Source organism: Methylomonas sp. MK1 (genome assembly GCF_000365425.1).
Lineage (GTDB): Bacteria > Pseudomonadota > Gammaproteobacteria > Methylococcales > Methylomonadaceae > Methylomonas.
Map to the genome: position 1 here is coordinate 1,179,548 of NZ_AQOV01000002.1, position 18,196 is coordinate 1,197,743.

Genomic DNA, 18,196 nt, shown 5'->3' on the forward strand with positions numbered 1-18,196 from the left:
GGACTTCGATAAGTCACGTAACCGCTGTCGCGGCAACGTGACCCACAGTTACAAAAGCAAAGCGCTAGCCGGCCAATTCATCCAGATATTTTTCCACATCCAAAGCTGCCATACAGCCGGCACCGGCCGAGGTGATGGCTTGTTTATAATGCGAGTCCATCACGTCGCCAGCCGCGAATACACCTGGCACACTGGTTGCTGTGGCGTTGCCGTGGATACCGCTGTTAACCACGATATAACCGTGCTCCATTTTCAATTGGCCTTCGAAAATATCGGTATTCGGTGTGTGGCCGATGGCGATGAACACACCGTGCACATCCAAATCTTTGGTCGAGCCGTCCTGGCTGTTTTTAATGCGCAGACCGGTCACGCCCATCTCGTCGCCCAGCACTTCGTCCAGTTGATGGTTCCACTCGATACGCACATTGCCGGATTTTGATTTTTCGATCAGTTTATCCGACAAGATTTTTTCGGAGCGGAATTTATCGCGTCTATGTACTACGATCACCTCGGAGGCGATGTTGGACAAGTACAAGGCTTCCTCCACAGCAGTATTACCGCCGCCGATCACCGCGACCGGTTTATTGCGGTAGAAGAAGCCGTCGCAAGTGGCGCAGGCGGAAACGCCTTTACCTTTGAAAGCTTCTTCGGAGTCCAGTCCCAAATATTTGGCCGACGCGCCGGTGGCGATGATCAAGGCATCGCAGGTGTAGACGCCGGCGTCGCCGGTCAAGGTAAACGGCTTTTGCGACAGATCGGCCGTGTGGATATGGTCGAAAATGATTTCGGTGTTGAAGCGTTCTGCGTGCAGGCGCATTCTTTCCATCAAGTCAGGACCTTGTAGGCCTTCCACGTCGCCGGGCCAATTGTCCACTTCGGTGGTGGTGGTCAATTGTCCGCCTTGTTGCATGCCGGTGATCATCACCGGATTCAAGTTGGCGCGCGCGGCGTAAACGGCTGCGGTGTAACCGGCCGGGCCGGAACCTAAGATCAAAAGTTTGCAATGTTTTGCGGCAGCCATTATGTCGAGTCTCCATGCGGGTTAGGGTAGCAAAATTATAAGGGCATTCCCCTGCGGATAAAACCGATTTACTAACTAGTTTTTAAGGCTGTGGCCCGTTAAGCTAATGTGAAATCGATTTACATCATCTATAATCATGTTTTGTGACGCTTTTATTGTGAGCCGACAACTATGGTTGCTGTTGTGGAAGAGAAAGCCGCGCGAGGCTATCGCGAAATCGCATTACTAGGATTTTCGAGTTGTGCGTTGTTTTTTTTAATTGCCCTAGTCACTTTTAATTCCAACGATCCGGGTTGGAGCCATAGCACATCGTATCAATCCATCAGCAATGCCTGCGGTTTGTTTGGCGCTTGGCTGGCGGATTTTGTCCTGAGTTTCCTGGGCTTGATGGCGTACCTGATTCCCATCATGATTTTCTGGTATGGCTACATCTTGTTTCAAGGCTCCCGTCAGACCGGTGGACAATGGGCGCTGGCTTCACGCTCGGCCGGTTTTCTGGCTACAACAGTGTCCGGTTCGGCGATTCTGTTTTTGCATCTGCATTTTCTGCGCACCAAAGTTGATTTGCCGGAGAGCCCTGGCGGTATTCTGGGACGGGAGATCGGCGACGCCTTGGTGCATTTGTTAGGCAACTCCGGCTCTACCTTATTGTTACTGGCGATTTTCATGACCGGTGTCACCTTGTTTACCGGCTTGTCCTGGCTGACAATGATGGCCTTTATCGGCAAATGCGCGATGACGGCTTGTTCGGTGGTGGGCCGGCAGGCGGTTGAGGTGCCCGAGCGCTACCGCTCGGACAGACCCGCGCGACCCGAATCTGCAAAAGAAGCCAAAAAGCCGCGTAATCAGCAGCCGGAGGCTAAAACCGAAGACCGCGCCAAAAAACCGCAGATTCAAGTACTGGAAACCGCGCAACCGTCAGCTACTGCCGCAGTTAGACCCTTGCGTAGAAAAGATAGCAAGCCCGTGGATGATATGGAACCCGGCGCCTATATCAATGCCTTGCCAACCTTGTCATTGCTGGATAAGCGCGAAATCAAAGTTAAACGCTATTCCAAAATAGAGCTGGAAGAAATTTCCCGGCAGGTGGAAGACGTGTTGCAGGATTACGGTATCGCCGCCGAAGTGGAAGCGGTTTTGCCTGGGCCGGTGATTACCCGTTTCGAATTGCGTTTGGCGGCCGGCGTTAAAGTTAGCCGGATCAGCAGTTTAGCCAAAGACTTGGCGCGCGGCTTGTCGGTGACTAGCGTGCGTATCGTTGAGATCATCGAAGGCAAGTCCGTCATCGGTTTGGAAATTCCGAATCAGGAACGGGAGATGGTTTCCCTGCGCGATTTGTTGGTATCGGATGAATTCGAACGTGCTAAATCCAAACTCAGCATCGCGATGGGTAAGGATATTTCCGGTACGCCGGTGGTGGCGGATCTCGGCAAAATGCCGCATGCGCTGGTGGCCGGTACTACAGGTTCCGGTAAATCGGTGGCGATCAACACGATGATTCTCAGCTTGCTTTATAAATCCAAGCCGGAAGACGTGCGGATGATCATGATAGACCCGAAGATGCTGGAGTTGTCGGTGTACGAAGGCATTCCGCATTTGCTGACGCCAGTTGTTACGGATATGAAGGACGCACAGAATGCCTTGCGTTGGGCCGTGGCGGAAATGGAGCGTCGTTACAAATTGATGTCCAAAGTCGGGGTGCGGAATCTGGCCGGTTATAACCAGGCGGTCAGAGAAGCGGAAGCTGCTGGTCAGCCGATTCGCGATCCTTTGTTTCGTCCCGAAACCCCGGTGGCCTTGGAAGATTATCCGCTATTGGACACGCTACCTAGCATTGTCATCGTCATTGACGAGTTGGCCGACATGATGATGGTGGTCGGTAAAAAGGTTGAAGAACTGATTGCGCGTTTGGCGCAAAAAGCCCGTGCTGCCGGTATTCACTTGGTATTAGCAACGCAAAGACCTTCCGTGGATGTCTTGACCGGTTTGATTAAAGCCAACGTCCCGACTCGAATTTCTTTCCAGGTATCGTCGCGCATTGACTCCCGGACCATTATCGACCAAGGCGGTGCGGAAGCCTTGCTGGGTAACGGCGACATGCTGTTCTTGCCGTCCGGTACCAGCATTCCGTTGCGTGCTCACGGTGCGTTTGTGGATGACCATGAAGTGCATCGCGTGGTCGAGTTTTTGAAAAAAACCGGCCCGACCAATTATCTTGACGAAATCACCCAGGAACGTACCGATAGTGGCGAAGTGGCCGGTTTGGACAGCGAGGACAGCGAGTCCGATGCGCTCTACGACGAAGCAGTGGCTTTTGTCACCGAGTCGCGCAAAGCGTCTATATCCAGCGTGCAACGCCGCTTCAAAATCGGTTACAACCGGGCGGCGCGCATTATCGAAGACATGGAAAACGCCGGCGTGGTCAGCATGCCGGAAACCAACGGCTCCCGCGAGGTGTTGGCGCCGCCGCCGCGCTAATTGCGATGAGTATCGTTATAGCTGGCTTGCTGGTCGTCGCTGTTATTTCCGGCATTGGCGGTTGGTTGCTTAGTTCCAAACAAAGCCAGGAAACGCCGGTTAAAATCATGATGTTTGTGGGTTATTTCTGGCTGCTGGCTTTTGCGCAATTATTGCTCGTCGCCTTAAGCTACTTTGGCTGGCAACATTTCACGGCTTGATTTTTCTGATATGGACCTAATCCCCGAGCTGATCGGTTATCTGGCGGCGACCTTGACTACGGCCTCTTTTCTGCCGCAAGCGATTATGACCTTCAAAACCCGCGATACCGATTCCTTATCGCTAGGCATGTACAGCATGTTTACGCTGGGAGTGTTGCTGTGGTTAATTTATGGTATTTTTCTGGCGAACGTAGCCATCATCGTTGCCAACGCTATTACGTTTTTGCTGGCAGCGGCTATTCTGTGCTTTAAGATTCACAATCTACTGCGTAAATGAGAATGCCGGGTCAACCACAATGCCTTCCAGTGTTTCCAGCAATATCGAAATAACAGCCGATACTTCCGCCGCCAATGATAGCAGCGCTTTCATTGAGAAAATTCGCCCGAACACCGGGATTTCCGAGCCTGTCTACAAGCAATTGCAAAGACGCATTACCGATATGATTCAGTCCGGCGAGCTCGGAGATGGTTTTAGTCTGCCATCCGAGCGGGCTTTAGCGGAAGCGCTGGATCTCAGTCGCACTACGGTGCGGCGTTGTTACGAAGAATTGCGGGCTCAGGATTGTATTGCCACTCATGGCCGCGCCGGCGTCACAGTCAAAGCGCCACCTTCGCGGATTAATCCGGAGATGGGTAAGTTGAAAGGTTTTACCGAGGAAATGCGCGAGTTGGGAGTTACCCCGTCCACGCAAATTCTCGAGCACAAGATTGTCGTCGATAGAACTATCGCTTCTATTTTTAATCGTCCCGCCTCTACTCGATTTCTACGTTTGGTAAGGGTGCGCTTGGGAGACGGTATGCCGCTATCGCGCGAAGTGGCTTGGTACGATCTAAGCGTGGCACCGGCTTTGGCCGAGTGGGACGGCGAAGGATCTGCTTATCAATACCTTGAGACCCACTGCGACTTGGGCTTGGTCCATGCTGAGCAATCCATAGAAGCAGTGCTGAGCGATGAAGTGGAAGCGGCCGTATTCGGTTTTGACCAGCCGGGTCCCTGCTTATTATTGAAACGCAAGACTTACGCCGACAACGGCCAGATCGTGGAGTATGTCGAAGGCACGTTTCGTGGTGACGCCTACACCTACCGAGTCAATCTGAAAATCCGGCCGAACTAGACTGTTTTTGGCCTTGGATTGGTTTGCATAAAGTTGTCAATCTCGGCTTGGCTCGGCAAGCATCCTAATACGCCACGATGCTTGGCGACCCAGGCACCGCTGGCACAGGCTCGGCTCAAAGCCTCAGTTAAACTCAGATTATTCATTAAGGCAGTCGCCAGGCCGGCGCTGAACGCGTCACCGGCGCCGGTGGCGTCCAGTGCGGCAACGGGCCAAGCCGGTTGATATACGACGTTATCTTTCGTTAAGGCCACGCATCCCGCTTCACCTAGCGTTACCACCAGTAGCTCTCCTGACCAGGCAATTTGTTCCGCACAGTTGGCTAAGTTATTCATCCACCGCTCCAGACTGATTTCACTGTTGCTTAGGCCGAATAGTGACGCGGCTTCGGTTTCGTTTGCCACCAAAATATCGGTTAGCTTTAATAAGCCAGGATCAGGTTGGCGCCAGGGTGACGGATTCAGCATCGTTCGGATGCCGCGCTGACGTGCAATCTCGAACGCTTTGCGGATTGGTGCTTCCGGGATTTCAAACTGGGCGTAAATCAAATTTAGGTCTGGAAAGGCGGCTAAGGCCTGTTCGACATGTTCCTTATTCAACAGGGCGTTGGCGCCTGGATAGACGGCCAAAAAATTCTCGCCATTCGGGCCTATAAAGCCGACACCAAAACCGGATTGTGGTCCTGTTCTTAGAAGCCAGCGGTCGTCCAGTCCTTCATTCTTCAGTAATGTAATCACACTGTCCGCAACTGCATCCATTCCCAGCGGCAATAGCATTGCCACCTCAGCGCCTTGTTTATGCGCGGCTAAGCCGACATTCAAACCCTTACCGCCGTGCTCCTCAATTATGCCGGTAGCTTGCACGGATTCGCCTGAACAGGGCAGGCGCTCAACGTGCAGGCAGTGGGCATGGACATAGCTGGCTAAAACTAGGATGGACACGCAAGCTCCAATTCTCGGAAAAAATCTGTGAAATAGTACCGAAATAAATCCAAGAATTTACGATTGACGCAAATATTTCTATCTGGTATTTCTATGGTACCTAAATTGAATGCCAAAAAAGAGGGTCGTCATGAAGCGTCAATACATCATAGCTGGGCTATTACTTTGCAGCTCACCCACACTACATGCTTATACAACATTCGCCAGCGCAGGCGCTAAAGTAGGGGGGCATTCGTATCCTGATCCATCGCCGTACACGGTATTGCCGTTTGCAGATGGTCAAACCGATTCTCATACAAACGCAGTGTCACACGCTTATGGTTCGGTTTACGATCAAGGGTTCGATGCCAACACCGAATCAGGCTATTCCTATAGAAGACAAGCAATAGCTTCAGCCGACGCTAGTCCAGGCATATTAAAAGCCTACGCCAGTGCCGGTTATTTTTTAGATGGCCCACATCCAAATAATTTGGGTGTGGTTGGAGTTGGCAATGCCGAATTCACGGATACTTTCTCTATTTTTTCGAGTAAATTATTCGTCGACATTAATATCGAATATCACTTAAGCGGCAGTTTGCAGGGGTTAGCAAAAGTCAAAGGCGGCTTAAAAATATCTTCGTACGATGACACGTTTAACATTAACGCGAGTGAGGCTTTGGCCTCCCCCCTGCAGTTTAATTGCTCATCAAACATTAACTCGTGTACCGGCAAAGCCACTGTTTCAGTACCTGCCAATTGGGATATATCGATTTCCGGTTTTTTGGAAGTTCTTGCTGCAGCCAACACCGATGAAAGCCATAAATACGGCGATGCTCTTGCCAATTACGGCAATACTGCCCGGATATTTATTAGCCCGGTAGATACGAGACAACGCATAGTCAGTAGCAGTGGTTTTGATTACTCCCCTATACCACTTCCAGCGTCCGTTTGGCTATTTGGCAGCGGCATTCTGGGTTTGCTTTTTCGGCTGAGAAAGCCTTTATGGCGGTAACGCCAGGTTAAAATTTTTTTCAACCTATCTTCCCAGAGGTTCGCATGAATCGATTTACAATTTTACTGCCGTTATTTACCGTAATGGCTTATGTGCCGGCGGCCAACGCGTACACCACATCCTTGACCGTGATAGCCAGCGCCAATGCCGCCTACGGTAGTCAATCCTATGATGCTGATTCCAATGTCGTGAATAGTATCGATGGCCCGTCCGCGGATTCCGTCAATGCGTTTTATAAAGTACCCAATAACGGTGAGCCGGGCAGTCTCTCGGAGATTTATCGTTCGTCCGCTAGCGGTTTTGTGAGTCCGGGTGTACTGAAAGCTAGCGCCAGCGCCAGCGCGACGGCCTATGCCGCCAATGTCGCCAGTGGTAGCAGCAAAGTGTCGTTTGCCGATAACTTCAAGTTGGTGGGGCCCAGCGGTCGAAACATCGATCTGACCTTGACTTACTTAGTGTCAGGAGCGCTATCGGGAACCGCCGCCGCTAGCGGTACCGTTCAACTTAGTACGGGTGACAGGATCTCTTTCACGGAAAACGGCTATACGCCGCGTAGTTTCAGTTGCTCATGGATAGCGTCATGTACCGGGGTGGCGACATTTTCGGTGCCGGTCAATACCTTGATTTCGTTGGACGCCTTTCTAGAAGTTGGTGCGGGAGCCAGCAGCTATTTCAAACCTACCATAACCGAGTCTTCCGCCAATTTTGGAAACACCGGTTTGGTGTATCTCGGTATTGCCGACAGCCGTTATCAGTTGCAGAGCGGCAGCGGTTTTAGCTACGCCCCCGTGCCATTACCCGCCGCGTTTTGGACCTTTGCTGCCGGTCTGTGTGCATTTGGTTTTTCTAATTTGCGCAAGCGGGTAATAGGCTAGTTCAATACCCGATTGCCGCTACTCAAGCACGGCAAAAGTATTCGAAACCGAATCCTTTGCCGTTCCGGAAGGTTCTAAGATCGGCGGCGGTGCCGTAATCCCACTTCTGCCTCTCGGCCGCTGATAAGTTGTTACAATGCTCGACCAATTTAAACAAGCTGCTGATACACGGGCTAGAGAAGCATAATTAATGAAAACCAGAGATAGAAGACACGGAGTAGTATTGGTACATACCGGCGAAGGTAAAGGTAAGTCCTCAAGTGCGTTTGGCATGGTGTTTCGCGCCGCCGGCTGGGGCATGAAAGTCTGTGTGATCCAATTCATCAAAGGTCAATGGCAAACCGGTGAGCAACGGGCGGCGACGCGTTTCGAAGAAATAGAATGGCATGCCTTGGGCGACGGTTTTACTTGGGATACCAAGAATCCGGAACAGGATATTAAAACCAGCCGGGAGATTTGGGAATTTAGTAAACAAAAAATCCTCTCCGAAGAATTCGACCTGGTGATCCTGGACGAAATCAATTATTGCTGCGGCTACGGCTGGATCAGCGGCCAGGAAATCGCCGATTTCATCAAAAACGACAAACCCGCCTGGCTGCATTTGGTGATGACCGGCAGGAATGCGGCGCCGGAAGTTATTGAGGCTGCCGACACGGTCACCGAGATGACCAGAATCAAGCACGCTTATGCCGCCGGCATCAAGGCCGAGCAGGGCGTGGAATTTTAAGCTGAAAAAAAGCCAGGCTTCTGGCAAAATTGACGGTTTTTAATCTAGGCTCAAGACCACTATGCAACAAGCAAAAAAACTTATCGAACAGTACTATCAAGCATTCAACAGCGGCGACATGGATACCTTTCTGAGCTTGTTGACCGACGATGTGGTACATGACATTAACCAAGGCGACCGCGAGCAAGGCAAGGCCGCTTTCGCAGAGTTCATGAAAAAAATGAATCACCACTATAAAGAACAGTTGGTGGACATGGTGATTATGGCCAACGAAGAAGGCACGCGCGGCGCGGCCGAGTTTGTGGTGTTGGGCGAATACCTGAACACCGACGAAGGCCTACCGGAAGCCAATGGCCAAACCTACCGGTTGCCGGCCGGCGCGTTTTTCGATATCCGCGACGGCAAAGTAGCGCGCATCACCAACTACTACAATTTGGGCGATTGGATTGCGCAGGTTGATCCGCAGTAAGGCTTTTGTCAGGCGCATTGCCGATACCGGTCAATTGGCATAGAATCCGAAGGGTGACAATTCGGATTCGCCGAAAAAATAACTACAAAACAGAGGAGAGCAACAATGGGTGAAACACAGAAATTGATGATCGCTGTCGTGGGGGTGTTTGTAGCCGGTTTTATCATGGTGGGCGTCAGCAAGGATCAATCCAACGAGGAAAAAGAGGCAGCCGCGCAAATTCGCACGCTGGTGGCTATGCAGGAGATGGCTACCCAAAAATGTCCTAAATTGATCGAAAACAAAACCGGAACTCAGGTTTATTTCCCGTCCAAAACCGATACCGACAAAACCACCTATGTAACGATGGAATGGATAGGCGAGAAAGACTCCAACTTCAAAACCGCATCATGCACCTTGCATTTGGCATTGGGCGGCGTCTCGAAGCTGGTTATTGACGACAAGGTTTTGATTGATAAGAAATTTTAATTAGAGGCGGCGTTTTGCGCGATAGCTGGAAACGTCGTCTTGTCTCCAATCGGATCGGTTAGCGGTGAAAGATATCGTTAGCCGATTTGTCAGTGTTTTTCTGAACATCGACGCCGGGTGTGGTCGTCGTCATTCGCAAACTAACCGTAGCAACCGAACAGGCAAAACGGTAGGCTGTTCGCCAATCCTGTTTGCAGGTAAAACAGTTAACGCATCTATGACGGATGCTCGGTTTGCCGGTGATCGTAAAGTCAGGAAAGGCGTAATCGATCAGAAGCGCGCAAGTCGGGTTTTATGGTTTCGGGGCGGAAGCAGGGATATGACGTTTCCCGGATGTTTCAGACTAAAAACACAAGAATAATAATTAACTAGAGGTGAAAAGATGGCGGATACGACCATCCTAAAGGGTGTTTTAAAAACCTGGAAAGACGATAGAGGTTTTGGCTTTATTCAGCCGGATAATGGCGACAAAGACATTTTTGTCCATATTTCTTCTTTAAAAGGCATGGCCCGCCGTCCTGTGCGCGGCGATGTGATGTTCTATGAAGTTGCCCGCGATACCGGCGGTAAATTAAAAGCCGTCAATGCTCGCATCGAAGGCGTGGCTTACGAACAAAAAACCGCGAAACCTAAAATCTGGTTGTGGCTGCTGGCGTTGGTACTTGGTTTGGTAAGTGCGGCGGTAGCGGCTTATTTTTTATAGCGTGCCGAACAGTTGTCATTGGTAGCAGATACTATTGACCGAGATTTTTTAACCAAAAAGAGTAAAACATGGACTGGCTACACTATTTGACCGATATTCTGCTGCACATCGATAAACATTTGGCCAATATCATCAGCGACTACGGCACGCTGACCTATGCCATTTTGTTTTTGGTGATTTTTGTCGAGACCGGTTTCGTGGTGATGCCGTTTTTGCCCGGCGATTCCCTGTTGTTCGCCGCCGGTGCATTCGTGGCGATGGATGCTTTCAATCTGCCGATATTGCTTGGCGTCTTGGCGGCTGCGGCGGTGCTGGGCGATACCGTCAACTATTGGATAGGCCGCAGCATTGGTCAGCGCGCCTATTCGCTGAGCTGGGTAAACCGCGAACACCTTGATCGCGCCCAAGCGTTTTACGATACCTACGGCGGCAAAACCATCGTGTTGGCGCGCTTTGTACCGATTGTGCGCACCTTTGCGCCGTTCGTGGCCGGGATAGGCAAAATGCCTTACAGCACTTTCATTCTGTATAACATTGTCGGCGGAGTGGCATGGGTGTTGATCTGCGTGTTTGCCGGCTATTTCTTCGGCAATATTCCGCTGGTGAAGAAAAACTTCGAGTTGGTAGTGTTGGGCATCGTGCTGATTTCGATCTTGCCGATCGTGCTGGAAGTTTGGAAAGCCCGTAAACAAGCCAAGCAATAAGGGCGCATGATGGTAGAAATGAACGATTCGCAAAAGTGGTTTGTACTGGCCTTTATATTGGCGTTCGGCGGTCTGTTGTATGTGTTGGCGCCAGTGCTGATGCCTTTTGCCTTCGCGGCGATTCTCGCCTACTTGGGCGATCCGGTCGTGGATAGGCTGGAAACTTTGCAATTCCGAGGCTGGCGTTTAAATCGGACGCTGGCGGTCGTGGTGGTTTTTTCCGGTATCATTTTTTCGATAGCGGCGCTGCTGATCGTCATTATCCCGGCCCTGGAGTATCAGATCGGTGAATTCATCGACAAACTGCCGTCGTATCTAAACTGGATAAACAAATCGGTCGTGCCGGGTTTACAAAAATATCTGGGACGGACGATTAGACCGTTGCGCGAAGATCAGTTAATCAATCTGATCAGGAGTCATTGGCAAGATGGCGGCGGCGTTGCTGAAAACCTGATTCAATCGGTCTCCCATTCCGGTGCCGTCATCGTCGGCTGGGTGATGAATCTGGTATTGATCCCGGTAATCACCTTCTATTTGCTGCGCGATTGGGACGACTTGGTGGCGCGGATTCATGATTTGTTTCCACGTCGCTTTGCCGGCACCGTTGCCAAACTCGCTAGCGAAGCCGACGATGTGCTTGGCGCGTTCATGCGCGGCCAGTTTTATGTGATGCTGGCGTTGGGCATTATTTATAGTGTCGGCTTGTGGCTGGTGGATCTGGAGTTGGCTTTGGTGATAGGCATGCTGGCCGGTTTGGTTAGTTTTGTACCGTATATGGGCGCCATTACCGGCATCGTGTTTGCGTGCATCGCCGCGCTGCTACAGTTTCAGGATGCAATGCATTTATTGCCGGTGTTGATGGTTTTTGCGGTAGGGCAGAGTATGGAAGGCATGCTGTTGACGCCCTGGCTGGTCGGAAACAAAATCGGTTTGCATCCGGTAGCGGTGATGTTTGCCGTGCTGGCAGGCGGTCAGCTGTTCGGGTTTTTAGGCGTCTTGTTGGCCTTGCCGGTGGCGTCGGTGATTATGGTGCTGTTGCGGCATATCCATGAGCGCTATACCTTCAGCGGTTTTTACAGCAAGGGTTAGTGTTCGCCATGCGCATTGCGTCGTTATTCGCGGCATTATTGCTAATCTCGACGCCGGTGTTTGCGACCGATAGCAGCAGAGAGCAGGACTTCGCGACGGCCATACAGCAACAATTGTCCATGGGGCAGGCGATTTGGTTAAAATCCGCCGGCAACACTTTTCTGGCGCTCTACACCGACGCGGAAAAGACCGACAATAGTCGGGTGGCAATCATACTGCACGAAATGGGCGAGCATCCCGATGCCAAGCCCTTGATTCATCGCTTGAGAACCACATTACCGATGCATAATTGGGCTACGCTTGCCGTACAGATGCCTATCAGGGAAAGCGGTGCGCAGTCTGATGACTATTACCCGCTGTTCGACGAGGCACGTGAGCGCATTGATGCGGCTGTAGAGCATCTCCTAAAAAACGGTGCGAAACATATCGCGATTATCGGCTATGGCATGGGGGCGTTGATGGCCGCGTATCGGCTCGGCGATAAACCCAATGATGTGACGGCGCTGGTATCGATTAGTTTGCCGGTGCCGCAAACGACCGCAACGCAGGCGCAAAGCCTCGATTTGATTAAAAAAGTGCAATTGCCTTTTTTGGATGTGTATGCCGAGTTCGATTTGCCGGCAGTGCTCGATAGCGCCCGGCAACGGCGCATGGCCGGCAAGGATAATCCGGTGTATCGGCAGATAAGAATGGATGGCGAGGATCACGGCTATCAACAAGATTACGATTTGCTTGTAAAGCGCGTATATAGTTGGCTGACCACGACGGTCAGCGAAGATTAATAATTATTACAAAGGGTGTAACACATGCTTTTATCCGAGGAATTGGTCGCGGAAATTAAATTTTTATCCTTGTTCAATCTGGAGTCCGTACAAGAAGGTGTCAAGGTGCATGGAAATGCCGATCCGGTGTTGATCGGTGCGGCGCAACGCCTGTTCGACAAAGGTTTGGTTACCCAGCATGACGGCGGTTATCTGACCGACCTGGGTATAGAAGTGGCGGAACACGCCCAACGGATGTTGACGATTTTGCAGTCTAACTAACTACGATTCAAAGGCCCAACTCGAACAACCATTTCAAGGAGACGTAAAATATCAGGACTATGACCAAGCTATAGCCGATAAAGCGGACGGGTTTGTTCAGGTTGTGGCGTAAAAAGCCATGGTATTCGCCTTGGGCCATTAACTGCCGGTACAACGCGCGTTGGTTTAGGGCGCGTTGTTGCTGGTATTCGTCGAATAATTGTCTGGCTTTATCGACGTCATCGCGTTGATAAAGCCAGATAGCCGGCATTGAAATACCCCAGTTGCCTGCCGAGGTTTCATAAAATTCAATGTCGTTGTCGGCCAGTAACTGCCGAACATCGTCCGCTTCGTCCGTGGGTACGCCTCTTAGCGAGAAAAATAAAATCGTCATAGCCAGCCGTATGGTGTGAGAAGCGCAGATTATAAATCAATAAGCATTCATCGAGAGCCGAGCACTATCTTCAGAATGAATCATCCGAACCCATTTCCACTGCCTGCTCAAACCTCTGTTGTTTTGCTGGAGGATACTGGAGCGAATTCAAATGCGGATAGTTTGCAGGGTGTGTTGCGCGCGCAGGATTTTCGCTGTGCGGTGGCGTCGAGTGCGGAAGAGGTGATTGAACTGCTGACAAGCGCGCCGGTGGATTTACTGATTATTGCCTGTCGCGATTGGCCCTGGCGACAGGTAGCGGATATGCGCGATGCGGCCGATTCCTACTTACCTATCATATTGATTGCCGATGCTTTGACCGACACGTTATTGGATCATTGCGCGGCGGTTGAGATTGACGCAGTAATTTGTCGACCGGTCAATCAGCATTTATTACTGTTAAAAATTCGCTCGTCCTTAAAACTGCGGATGTTGTATCAGCACGAGCACGCGCAAAAAACGCAGTTGCTCGACTATTGGCAGACATCCGACCTGGAACATGAAGTCGCGGCGAAACTGTTCAACGATGTCTTAAAAGCCGACTTTCTGGAAACCGAAGCCGTGGCCGTCGTGATGTCGCCCATGGCCTTGTTCAACGGCGATTTGGTTTTGGTTGCCAAAACGCCGGAGAATCATTTGCATGTGCTGTTAGGCGATTTTACCGGCCATGGTTTGTCCGCATCGATAGCCGCCACGCCTTTGGCCGATATTTTCTATGGCATGACGCGTAAAGGTTTCGATATTAACGAAATCGTTGCAGAGATTAACGCCAAACTTTATCGGATGTTGCCGGCTAACCGTTTCTTGGCGGCCACGGTGGTGGCGCTGTATCCCGAGTCGTCTTCGATGAAAAGCATTACCTGCGGGTTGCCCGAGCATTTTTTAGTCAATCATGCCGACAACAGCTTTTTGGCGATACATTCCCTGAATATTCCGCTGGGTATTCAGCCGTCGATTGATATTGAAGAACAACTGCATCGGGTCAGCGAGAACCAGCGTTTGTATCTGCTCACAGACGGTATTTTTGAGGCGGAAAACGCCGAAGGCGAGCTTTTCGGCGGGGAACGTATCCTCAACGCTATCCGGCAAAGTAAATCCGACGACATCAGAAACTTGCAGGCCAGCCTTGAGGCGCATACCGGCGGCGCGGTTCAGAAAGATGACAATACCTTGGTTATTGTGAGCTGTGCGGTCGATAGCGTGCCCTGGGGGCGCCGAGAAGTGCGGCTACCCAGGCAGCGTATCGCCGCGACGACCTGGAAGCAGGTCATGGAGTTTGACATCGATAGTCTGCGACTTATCAATCCGGTGCCGGTAATGGTCAACACCGTAATGGAAATACAGGGTTTACAGAATTATCGCCAGGATATTTTCATGATAGTCAGCGAATTGTTCGCGAATGCGTTAGACCATGGCGTGCTGGGTCTGGATTCCGATTTGAAGAGCAGTCCGGAAGGTTTCATGCGCTTTTATGCGATGAAGGACGAGCGCTTGCAACAGCTCCAGCGCGGCAGAATCCGTTTATCGTTTATACATCAAGCGACCGAGTCGGGCGGTCGCCTAGTCGTTAAAGTCCTTGATAGCGGCAACGGCTTTGATTGGCAGCGACGCAATAGCGTACGAAAGGGAGACGAGGCCTACTGCGGACGCGGAATTGTCATGTTGGAGACTTTATGTAGCAGCTTGGTTTACCACGGTTGCGGCAATCGAGTGACAGCCGTTTTCGATTGGCAACATTGATGGGCTTAGGTTTGACAATTTCCGCAATAGTAGCTGGCGCGTTGCCCTATTTTGAGTTGCTGAATCGGTTCCTCGCAGCGCAGACAGGCTTGTCCGCCGCGACCGTACACATTTAGGGATTGCTTAAAATACCCTGGTTTGCCCTCGGCATTGCTAAAGTCGCGCAGCGTGGTGCCGCCTTTATCGATGGCTTGTTGCAATACGGTTTTGATCGCCGTCACCAACGCTTCGCACGCCGGCGTATCCAGTTCTCCGGCGGGACGAACAGGCTTTACTCCGGCTAAGAACAAGGCTTCGCTGGCATAAATATTCCCCACCCCCACCACGACATGGCTGTCCATAATCAAGGATTTGATCGGCACCGCGCGCTTTGCCGCCCGCTGCTGCAAATAGCTTGCATCGAATGCCGTCGATAAGGGTTCAGGCCCCAGCGTTGCCAGCAAGGGATGTAACATCGCGTCCTCGGCAGTCCATAAGGCCGCGCCGAAACGGCGCTGATCGTTAAAGCGCAATATTGTGTCGTCGGCAAAAATGAAGTCGATATGGTCGTGCTTGCGCACAGTTTGCTCGGGAGTGGTGATCCGCAAATTCCCCGACATGCCCAGATGCAGAATCAGCGTACCACGCGCAGTGGCTAGCAATAAATATTTGCCGCGCCGTTCGACGCTTTCCAGGCGTTGGCCCGGCAAATCGGTGGTCAGCGCCTCAGGCACCGGCCAACGCAACTGGGGGTGACGGACAATGACGGCTTTAAAGGTTTTTCCGGCAATATGCGGCGCTATGCCGCGCCGACTGGTTTCAACCTCTGGAAGTTCCGGCATGCTGGCGTCAGATTTGGGTGAGTAGAAACTTGGCTTCGTCCTGGATTTTTTTGCGGAAGAACAATAACTTCCAACGGCTGCCGCCGCATTGCCGCCACAATAAAGTGGCGCGAATGCCTGCCAACAGCAAAGCGCGAATTTTGTTTACAGTACTTTGATTACCCAGATATTGCTGGTCGCCTTGTACCATGATTCGTGGCTGCAGGGTACTGATCGTGCTGTGATACACGTCGGCCAGATTGGCCAGCACATTTTCATGCAGTATGCCGAAATGTTCGGCTTGAGCCTGGGCCTTACTGACACCAGCCTGTATGGTGTTTTGCATATCCGGCTGCTTGATCAGTTGTTTTTGCAAATAGACGATCTGCGCGGCGTAACGGGCTTGCTCCGGGCTGGCCAGCACCCGGCTGCCGAGTTGCGTCGTAAGCTGTTGTAAGCCGTGTTCGACACCGATCAAGCCGCCGTAGACATCGACCACGCTGTCTGCGTCAATTTTCAGCAGACTGGCGATGCTGGCTTCCAGCGCCGCGTTTGGGCAAGTGCCGGTGCCGGCAAGCTGATGCACCAAGGAGCAGGCCTGGGCGATGCCGGCCAGCGCGATGGTTTGGTTACTGAGCGTGTTCAGGGACATATTACTTACAAGCTGTAGTCAAACAATCGGCTTTAACCGGGTGGCCGTCTTTGATCCATGACTGGATACCATTGGATAAATGATAGACATTTTTCATGCCCAGTTGCTCGGTGAGGATTTGGCCGATCTTGCCGCTGCGATTCCCGGAACGACAGACCAAAATAACGGGTTGGTCCGGCGACGATTTCATTTTTTCCAGGTTGGCTAACCATTTTTCCTGGTCGAAGTGGCCGTTGCCGTCAAACGATTCCAGTTTCTGGCTATTGGCGATGACACCGGTGGCTTGCCATTCCGGCGCGGTGCGCACGTCCACGACCAGCGCATTGTGGTTTTGCTGCATGCTTAGCAGTTGTTCCGCCGTGACCACGCCTAGTTCGGTGGCGTAAAGATGGGCCGCGAACAGACAGCCTAGCCAGAATAAAGTCAGTCTCAATTTCATGATGATGTCGGTAGGGTAGATGGCTCAAGCTGCCAAGAAAGGTAAAATGCGCGTCGCCCACCAATCTATGCTCTCCAGATAGATGTTGGCGATACGCTCGGGATTTATATCACGAAAGGTGCTAAGGCCCGGCTCCCAGCGCTCGTAGGCGATGCAGAATTGTAACGCTTCGCCGGCGTTGCCGCGATATTTCAAAATGGCATCGTCGACATCTTCCGCCAGCGGCAATTGTTCCAATACTTTGGTCGCCGGCATATCCAGCAGGCTGTCCAAACCCGACAGCATTCCGATTAAAAAATAATGCTCCTGATCGTCTTTAAGTTCTCGTGCTATCAATTCGCACATTTTGGCGCGGATCAGCACGTTTTGCAGCACCGAGGACGGTTTGCCGGACATAGACGATAAGGCCAGAATATTGACCCAGCGTTTGATCTCGACCAGCCCCAGGCAGGCAATGGCATGCTGAATGGATTCTATTTTTTGCGGGAGGCTAAAAAATGCGGAATTTAAATAATGCAGCAACTTAAAACTCATCCCGACGTCTTGCGAGATAATCTTGCCGATTTCCGCAAAGCTGGCATCCGCCTTGTTCACGGTGGATAGTAATTGGATGGCGGCGGTCTGGCTGACGCCTAGCCGCTTGCCCTCAACGATATTGGGTTTGCTGAAGAAAAACCCTTGAAACAGCTCGCAGCCCCATTCTCTCAAGGTTTCAAATTCCTGATGTGTTTCGACTTTTTCCGCCAGCAATTTGAGTTTATAGGGTTTTAGCTGTTCAATCAGTTGCCGGGTGCCTTCCAGGCCGTCGGCCATCACATCCAGCTTGATTATGTCGGCAAACTCCAGCAAAGGCAGCCACTCCGGTGACAAGACGAAGTCGTCCAGCGCGATGGTATAGCCCAGTTGCGATAATTCTTTCAGGTTGGCGACGATGTTGTCATCGATAGCCACGCTTTCCAGTACTTCAATGACGATGCGCTCTTTGGGCAAATGCAGCGGCGTTTTGTCGAGTATGTTTTGCGTGGTGAAATTAATGAAGGCTTTGTGCGGGCCGACCAGTTCGTTCAGGCCGATTTCCAACAGCGTATCGGTGATGACTTGATTAGTGGCGTTGGCGGCACCATCTTTCAAACTGAGATCGAAATCCTTGCCTCTGAATAAAATCTCGTAGGCGAAAGTGTCCAGATGGCGGTCCAGGATTTGCTGTCTGCCAATCAGAAAATCTGTCATTTATTTACGGGCTCCCGATCATTGCACTATCATGAGAATAGGTCGCGCCTTATACCATGTTCAAATAGTTTAAGTCGAGAATGGCCGGCCAGTCTCAAT

General features: G+C 51.4%; 22 protein-coding genes. 15 read left to right on the top strand and 7 right to left on the bottom strand.

Annotated features, from left to right (window positions below):
* Nucleotides 1–64: 64 nt before the first annotated feature.
* Nucleotides 65–1,021, bottom strand: a complete 957-nt coding sequence (gene trxB, locus G006_RS0122200) for a thioredoxin-disulfide reductase (protein WP_020485424.1) — start codon at nucleotides 1,019–1,021, stop codon at nucleotides 65–67.
* 171 nt (nucleotides 1,022–1,192) lie between these two features.
* Here trxB and G006_RS0122205 point away from each other — a divergent pair, with 171 nt between their 5' ends.
* From G006_RS0122205 to G006_RS0122220, 4 genes are read left to right on the top strand one after another with little or no spacing between them, the layout of a single operon-like run.
* Nucleotides 1,193–3,499, top strand: coding sequence for a DNA translocase FtsK (locus G006_RS0122205; protein WP_020485425.1), 2,307 nt, complete (start codon nucleotides 1,193–1,195; stop codon nucleotides 3,497–3,499).
* A 5-nt stretch (nucleotides 3,500–3,504) separates the two neighbouring features.
* Nucleotides 3,505–3,699, top strand: coding sequence for a hypothetical protein (locus tag G006_RS0122210; protein WP_020485426.1), 195 nt, complete (start codon nucleotides 3,505–3,507; stop codon nucleotides 3,697–3,699).
* 10 nt (nucleotides 3,700–3,709) lie between these two features.
* Nucleotides 3,710–3,976, top strand: coding sequence for a SemiSWEET transporter (locus tag G006_RS0122215; RefSeq protein ID WP_020485427.1), 267 nt, complete (start codon nucleotides 3,710–3,712; stop codon nucleotides 3,974–3,976).
* A gap of 19 nt (nucleotides 3,977–3,995) precedes the next feature.
* A complete protein-coding gene (locus G006_RS0122220; protein ID WP_020485428.1) occupies nucleotides 3,996–4,814 on the top strand; it encodes a GntR family transcriptional regulator in 819 nt (272 codons plus the stop codon).
* On the opposite strand, the gene G006_RS26250 is transcribed toward G006_RS0122220, so the two are convergent.
* Nucleotides 4,811–5,755, bottom strand: coding sequence for a ribokinase (locus tag G006_RS26250; protein ID WP_051067731.1), 945 nt, complete (start codon nucleotides 5,753–5,755; stop codon nucleotides 4,811–4,813). The genes G006_RS0122220 and G006_RS26250 overlap by 4 nt on opposite strands.
* Nucleotides 5,756–5,885: 130 nt before the next feature.
* Here G006_RS26250 and G006_RS0122230 point away from each other — a divergent pair, with 130 nt between their 5' ends.
* The 10 genes from G006_RS0122230 to G006_RS0122275 all read left to right on the top strand — a co-directional run bounded on the left by G006_RS0122230 (nucleotide 5,886) and on the right by G006_RS0122275 (nucleotide 12,824).
* Nucleotides 5,886–6,746: a PEP-CTERM sorting domain-containing protein gene (locus G006_RS0122230; RefSeq protein ID WP_152428996.1), complete on the top strand. Its 861-nt coding sequence runs from the start codon at nucleotides 5,886–5,888 to the stop codon at nucleotides 6,744–6,746.
* A gap of 44 nt (nucleotides 6,747–6,790) precedes the next feature.
* Nucleotides 6,791–7,621: a hypothetical protein gene (locus G006_RS0122235; RefSeq protein WP_020485431.1), complete on the top strand. Its 831-nt coding sequence runs from the start codon at nucleotides 6,791–6,793 to the stop codon at nucleotides 7,619–7,621.
* 190 nt (nucleotides 7,622–7,811) lie between these two features.
* Nucleotides 7,812–8,348 (top strand): cob(I)yrinic acid a,c-diamide adenosyltransferase, encoded by a 537-nt coding sequence (gene cobO / locus G006_RS0122240; RefSeq protein WP_026147233.1) that lies wholly within the window; start codon nucleotides 7,812–7,814, stop codon nucleotides 8,346–8,348.
* A gap of 61 nt (nucleotides 8,349–8,409) precedes the next feature.
* Nucleotides 8,410–8,817 carry a ketosteroid isomerase-related protein gene (locus G006_RS0122245; RefSeq protein ID WP_020485433.1) on the top strand — a complete coding sequence of 136 codons (408 nt, stop codon included), beginning with the start codon at nucleotides 8,410–8,412 and terminating at the stop codon, nucleotides 8,815–8,817.
* A gap of 105 nt (nucleotides 8,818–8,922) precedes the next feature.
* Nucleotides 8,923–9,285 (top strand): hypothetical protein, encoded by a 363-nt coding sequence (locus tag G006_RS0122250; protein WP_020485434.1) that lies wholly within the window; start codon nucleotides 8,923–8,925, stop codon nucleotides 9,283–9,285.
* Nucleotides 9,286–9,667: 382 nt separating this feature from the next.
* Nucleotides 9,668–9,988, top strand: coding sequence for a cold shock domain-containing protein (locus G006_RS0122255; protein WP_020485435.1), 321 nt, complete (start codon nucleotides 9,668–9,670; stop codon nucleotides 9,986–9,988).
* 68 nt (nucleotides 9,989–10,056) lie between these two features.
* Nucleotides 10,057–10,692, top strand: coding sequence for a DedA family protein (locus G006_RS0122260; RefSeq protein ID WP_020485436.1), 636 nt, complete (start codon nucleotides 10,057–10,059; stop codon nucleotides 10,690–10,692).
* Between the two features lie 18 nt (nucleotides 10,693–10,710).
* Entirely contained in the window at nucleotides 10,711–11,781 is a 1,071-nt protein-coding gene (locus G006_RS0122265) for an AI-2E family transporter (protein WP_033194416.1), read from the top strand.
* Nucleotides 11,782–11,789: 8 nt separating this feature from the next.
* Nucleotides 11,790–12,563 (top strand): DUF3530 family protein, encoded by a 774-nt coding sequence (locus tag G006_RS0122270; protein ID WP_033194417.1) that lies wholly within the window; start codon nucleotides 11,790–11,792, stop codon nucleotides 12,561–12,563.
* Between the two features lie 24 nt (nucleotides 12,564–12,587).
* Nucleotides 12,588–12,824 (top strand): TIGR02647 family protein, encoded by a 237-nt coding sequence (locus tag G006_RS0122275; protein WP_020485439.1) that lies wholly within the window; start codon nucleotides 12,588–12,590, stop codon nucleotides 12,822–12,824.
* Nucleotides 12,825–12,831: 7 nt separating this feature from the next.
* On the opposite strand, the gene G006_RS0122280 is transcribed toward G006_RS0122275, so the two are convergent.
* Nucleotides 12,832–13,197, bottom strand: a complete 366-nt coding sequence (locus G006_RS0122280) for a DUF6164 family protein (RefSeq protein WP_020485440.1) — start codon at nucleotides 13,195–13,197, stop codon at nucleotides 12,832–12,834.
* Nucleotides 13,198–13,272: 75 nt separating this feature from the next.
* Between G006_RS0122280 and G006_RS0122285 the strand changes: the two genes are divergently transcribed.
* Nucleotides 13,273–14,976, top strand: a complete 1,704-nt coding sequence (locus G006_RS0122285) for an ATP-binding SpoIIE family protein phosphatase (RefSeq protein ID WP_020485441.1) — start codon at nucleotides 13,273–13,275, stop codon at nucleotides 14,974–14,976.
* A 5-nt stretch (nucleotides 14,977–14,981) separates the two neighbouring features.
* On the opposite strand, the gene mutM is transcribed toward G006_RS0122285, so the two are convergent.
* From mutM to G006_RS0122305, 4 genes are read right to left on the bottom strand one after another with little or no spacing between them, the layout of a single operon-like run.
* Nucleotides 14,982–15,797 carry a bifunctional DNA-formamidopyrimidine glycosylase/DNA-(apurinic or apyrimidinic site) lyase gene (gene mutM, locus G006_RS0122290; protein ID WP_020485442.1) on the bottom strand — a complete coding sequence of 272 codons (816 nt, stop codon included), beginning with the start codon at nucleotides 15,795–15,797 and terminating at the stop codon, nucleotides 14,982–14,984.
* A gap of 7 nt (nucleotides 15,798–15,804) precedes the next feature.
* On the bottom strand, nucleotides 15,805–16,428 hold the full coding sequence (gene hflD, locus G006_RS0122295; protein ID WP_020485443.1) for a high frequency lysogenization protein HflD: 624 nt from the start codon (nucleotides 16,426–16,428) through the stop codon (nucleotides 15,805–15,807).
* 1 nt (nucleotide 16,429) lies between these two features.
* Nucleotides 16,430–16,867, bottom strand: coding sequence for a rhodanese-like domain-containing protein (locus G006_RS0122300; protein WP_020485444.1), 438 nt, complete (start codon nucleotides 16,865–16,867; stop codon nucleotides 16,430–16,432).
* A 24-nt stretch (nucleotides 16,868–16,891) separates the two neighbouring features.
* On the bottom strand, nucleotides 16,892–18,097 hold the full coding sequence (locus tag G006_RS0122305) for an EAL and HDOD domain-containing protein (protein WP_020485445.1): 1,206 nt from the start codon (nucleotides 18,095–18,097) through the stop codon (nucleotides 16,892–16,894).
* Nucleotides 18,098–18,196: the final 99 nt, after the last annotated feature.

What these genes read in the sequence shown, in the direction of transcription:
- G006_RS0122265 (WP_033194416.1), top strand. Translation starts at nt 10,711, where the DNA reads ATGAACGATTCGCAAAAGTGGTTTGTACTGGCCTTTATATTGGCGTTC.
- G006_RS0122285 (WP_020485441.1), top strand. Translation starts at nt 13,273, where the DNA reads ATGAATCATCCGAACCCATTTCCACTGCCTGCTCAAACCTCTGTTGTT.
- G006_RS0122275 (WP_020485439.1), top strand. Translation starts at nt 12,588, where the DNA reads ATGCTTTTATCCGAGGAATTGGTCGCGGAAATTAAATTTTTATCCTTG.
- G006_RS0122280 (WP_020485440.1), bottom strand. Translation starts at nt 13,197, where the DNA reads ATGACGATTTTATTTTTCTCGCTAAGAGGCGTACCCACGGACGAAGCG.
- G006_RS0122230 (WP_152428996.1), top strand. Translation starts at nt 5,886, where the DNA reads ATGAAGCGTCAATACATCATAGCTGGGCTATTACTTTGCAGCTCACCC.
- cobO (WP_026147233.1), top strand. Translation starts at nt 7,812, where the DNA reads ATGAAAACCAGAGATAGAAGACACGGAGTAGTATTGGTACATACCGGC.
- G006_RS0122255 (WP_020485435.1), top strand. Translation starts at nt 9,668, where the DNA reads ATGGCGGATACGACCATCCTAAAGGGTGTTTTAAAAACCTGGAAAGAC.
- G006_RS0122300 (WP_020485444.1), bottom strand. Translation starts at nt 16,867, where the DNA reads ATGAAATTGAGACTGACTTTATTCTGGCTAGGCTGTCTGTTCGCGGCC.
- G006_RS0122205 (WP_020485425.1), top strand. Translation starts at nt 1,193, where the DNA reads ATGGTTGCTGTTGTGGAAGAGAAAGCCGCGCGAGGCTATCGCGAAATC.
- G006_RS0122305 (WP_020485445.1), bottom strand. Translation starts at nt 18,097, where the DNA reads ATGACAGATTTTCTGATTGGCAGACAGCAAATCCTGGACCGCCATCTG.
- G006_RS0122210 (WP_020485426.1), top strand. Translation starts at nt 3,505, where the DNA reads ATGAGTATCGTTATAGCTGGCTTGCTGGTCGTCGCTGTTATTTCCGGC.
- G006_RS0122260 (WP_020485436.1), top strand. Translation starts at nt 10,057, where the DNA reads ATGGACTGGCTACACTATTTGACCGATATTCTGCTGCACATCGATAAA.
- trxB (WP_020485424.1), bottom strand. Translation starts at nt 1,021, where the DNA reads ATGGCTGCCGCAAAACATTGCAAACTTTTGATCTTAGGTTCCGGCCCG.
- G006_RS0122270 (WP_033194417.1), top strand. Translation starts at nt 11,790, where the DNA reads ATGCGCATTGCGTCGTTATTCGCGGCATTATTGCTAATCTCGACGCCG.
- G006_RS0122245 (WP_020485433.1), top strand. Translation starts at nt 8,410, where the DNA reads ATGCAACAAGCAAAAAAACTTATCGAACAGTACTATCAAGCATTCAAC.
- mutM (WP_020485442.1), bottom strand. Translation starts at nt 15,797, where the DNA reads ATGCCGGAACTTCCAGAGGTTGAAACCAGTCGGCGCGGCATAGCGCCG.
- hflD (WP_020485443.1), bottom strand. Translation starts at nt 16,428, where the DNA reads ATGTCCCTGAACACGCTCAGTAACCAAACCATCGCGCTGGCCGGCATC.
- G006_RS0122250 (WP_020485434.1), top strand. Translation starts at nt 8,923, where the DNA reads ATGGGTGAAACACAGAAATTGATGATCGCTGTCGTGGGGGTGTTTGTA.
- G006_RS0122220 (WP_020485428.1), top strand. Translation starts at nt 3,996, where the DNA reads ATGCCTTCCAGTGTTTCCAGCAATATCGAAATAACAGCCGATACTTCC.
- G006_RS0122215 (WP_020485427.1), top strand. Translation starts at nt 3,710, where the DNA reads ATGGACCTAATCCCCGAGCTGATCGGTTATCTGGCGGCGACCTTGACT.
- G006_RS0122235 (WP_020485431.1), top strand. Translation starts at nt 6,791, where the DNA reads ATGAATCGATTTACAATTTTACTGCCGTTATTTACCGTAATGGCTTAT.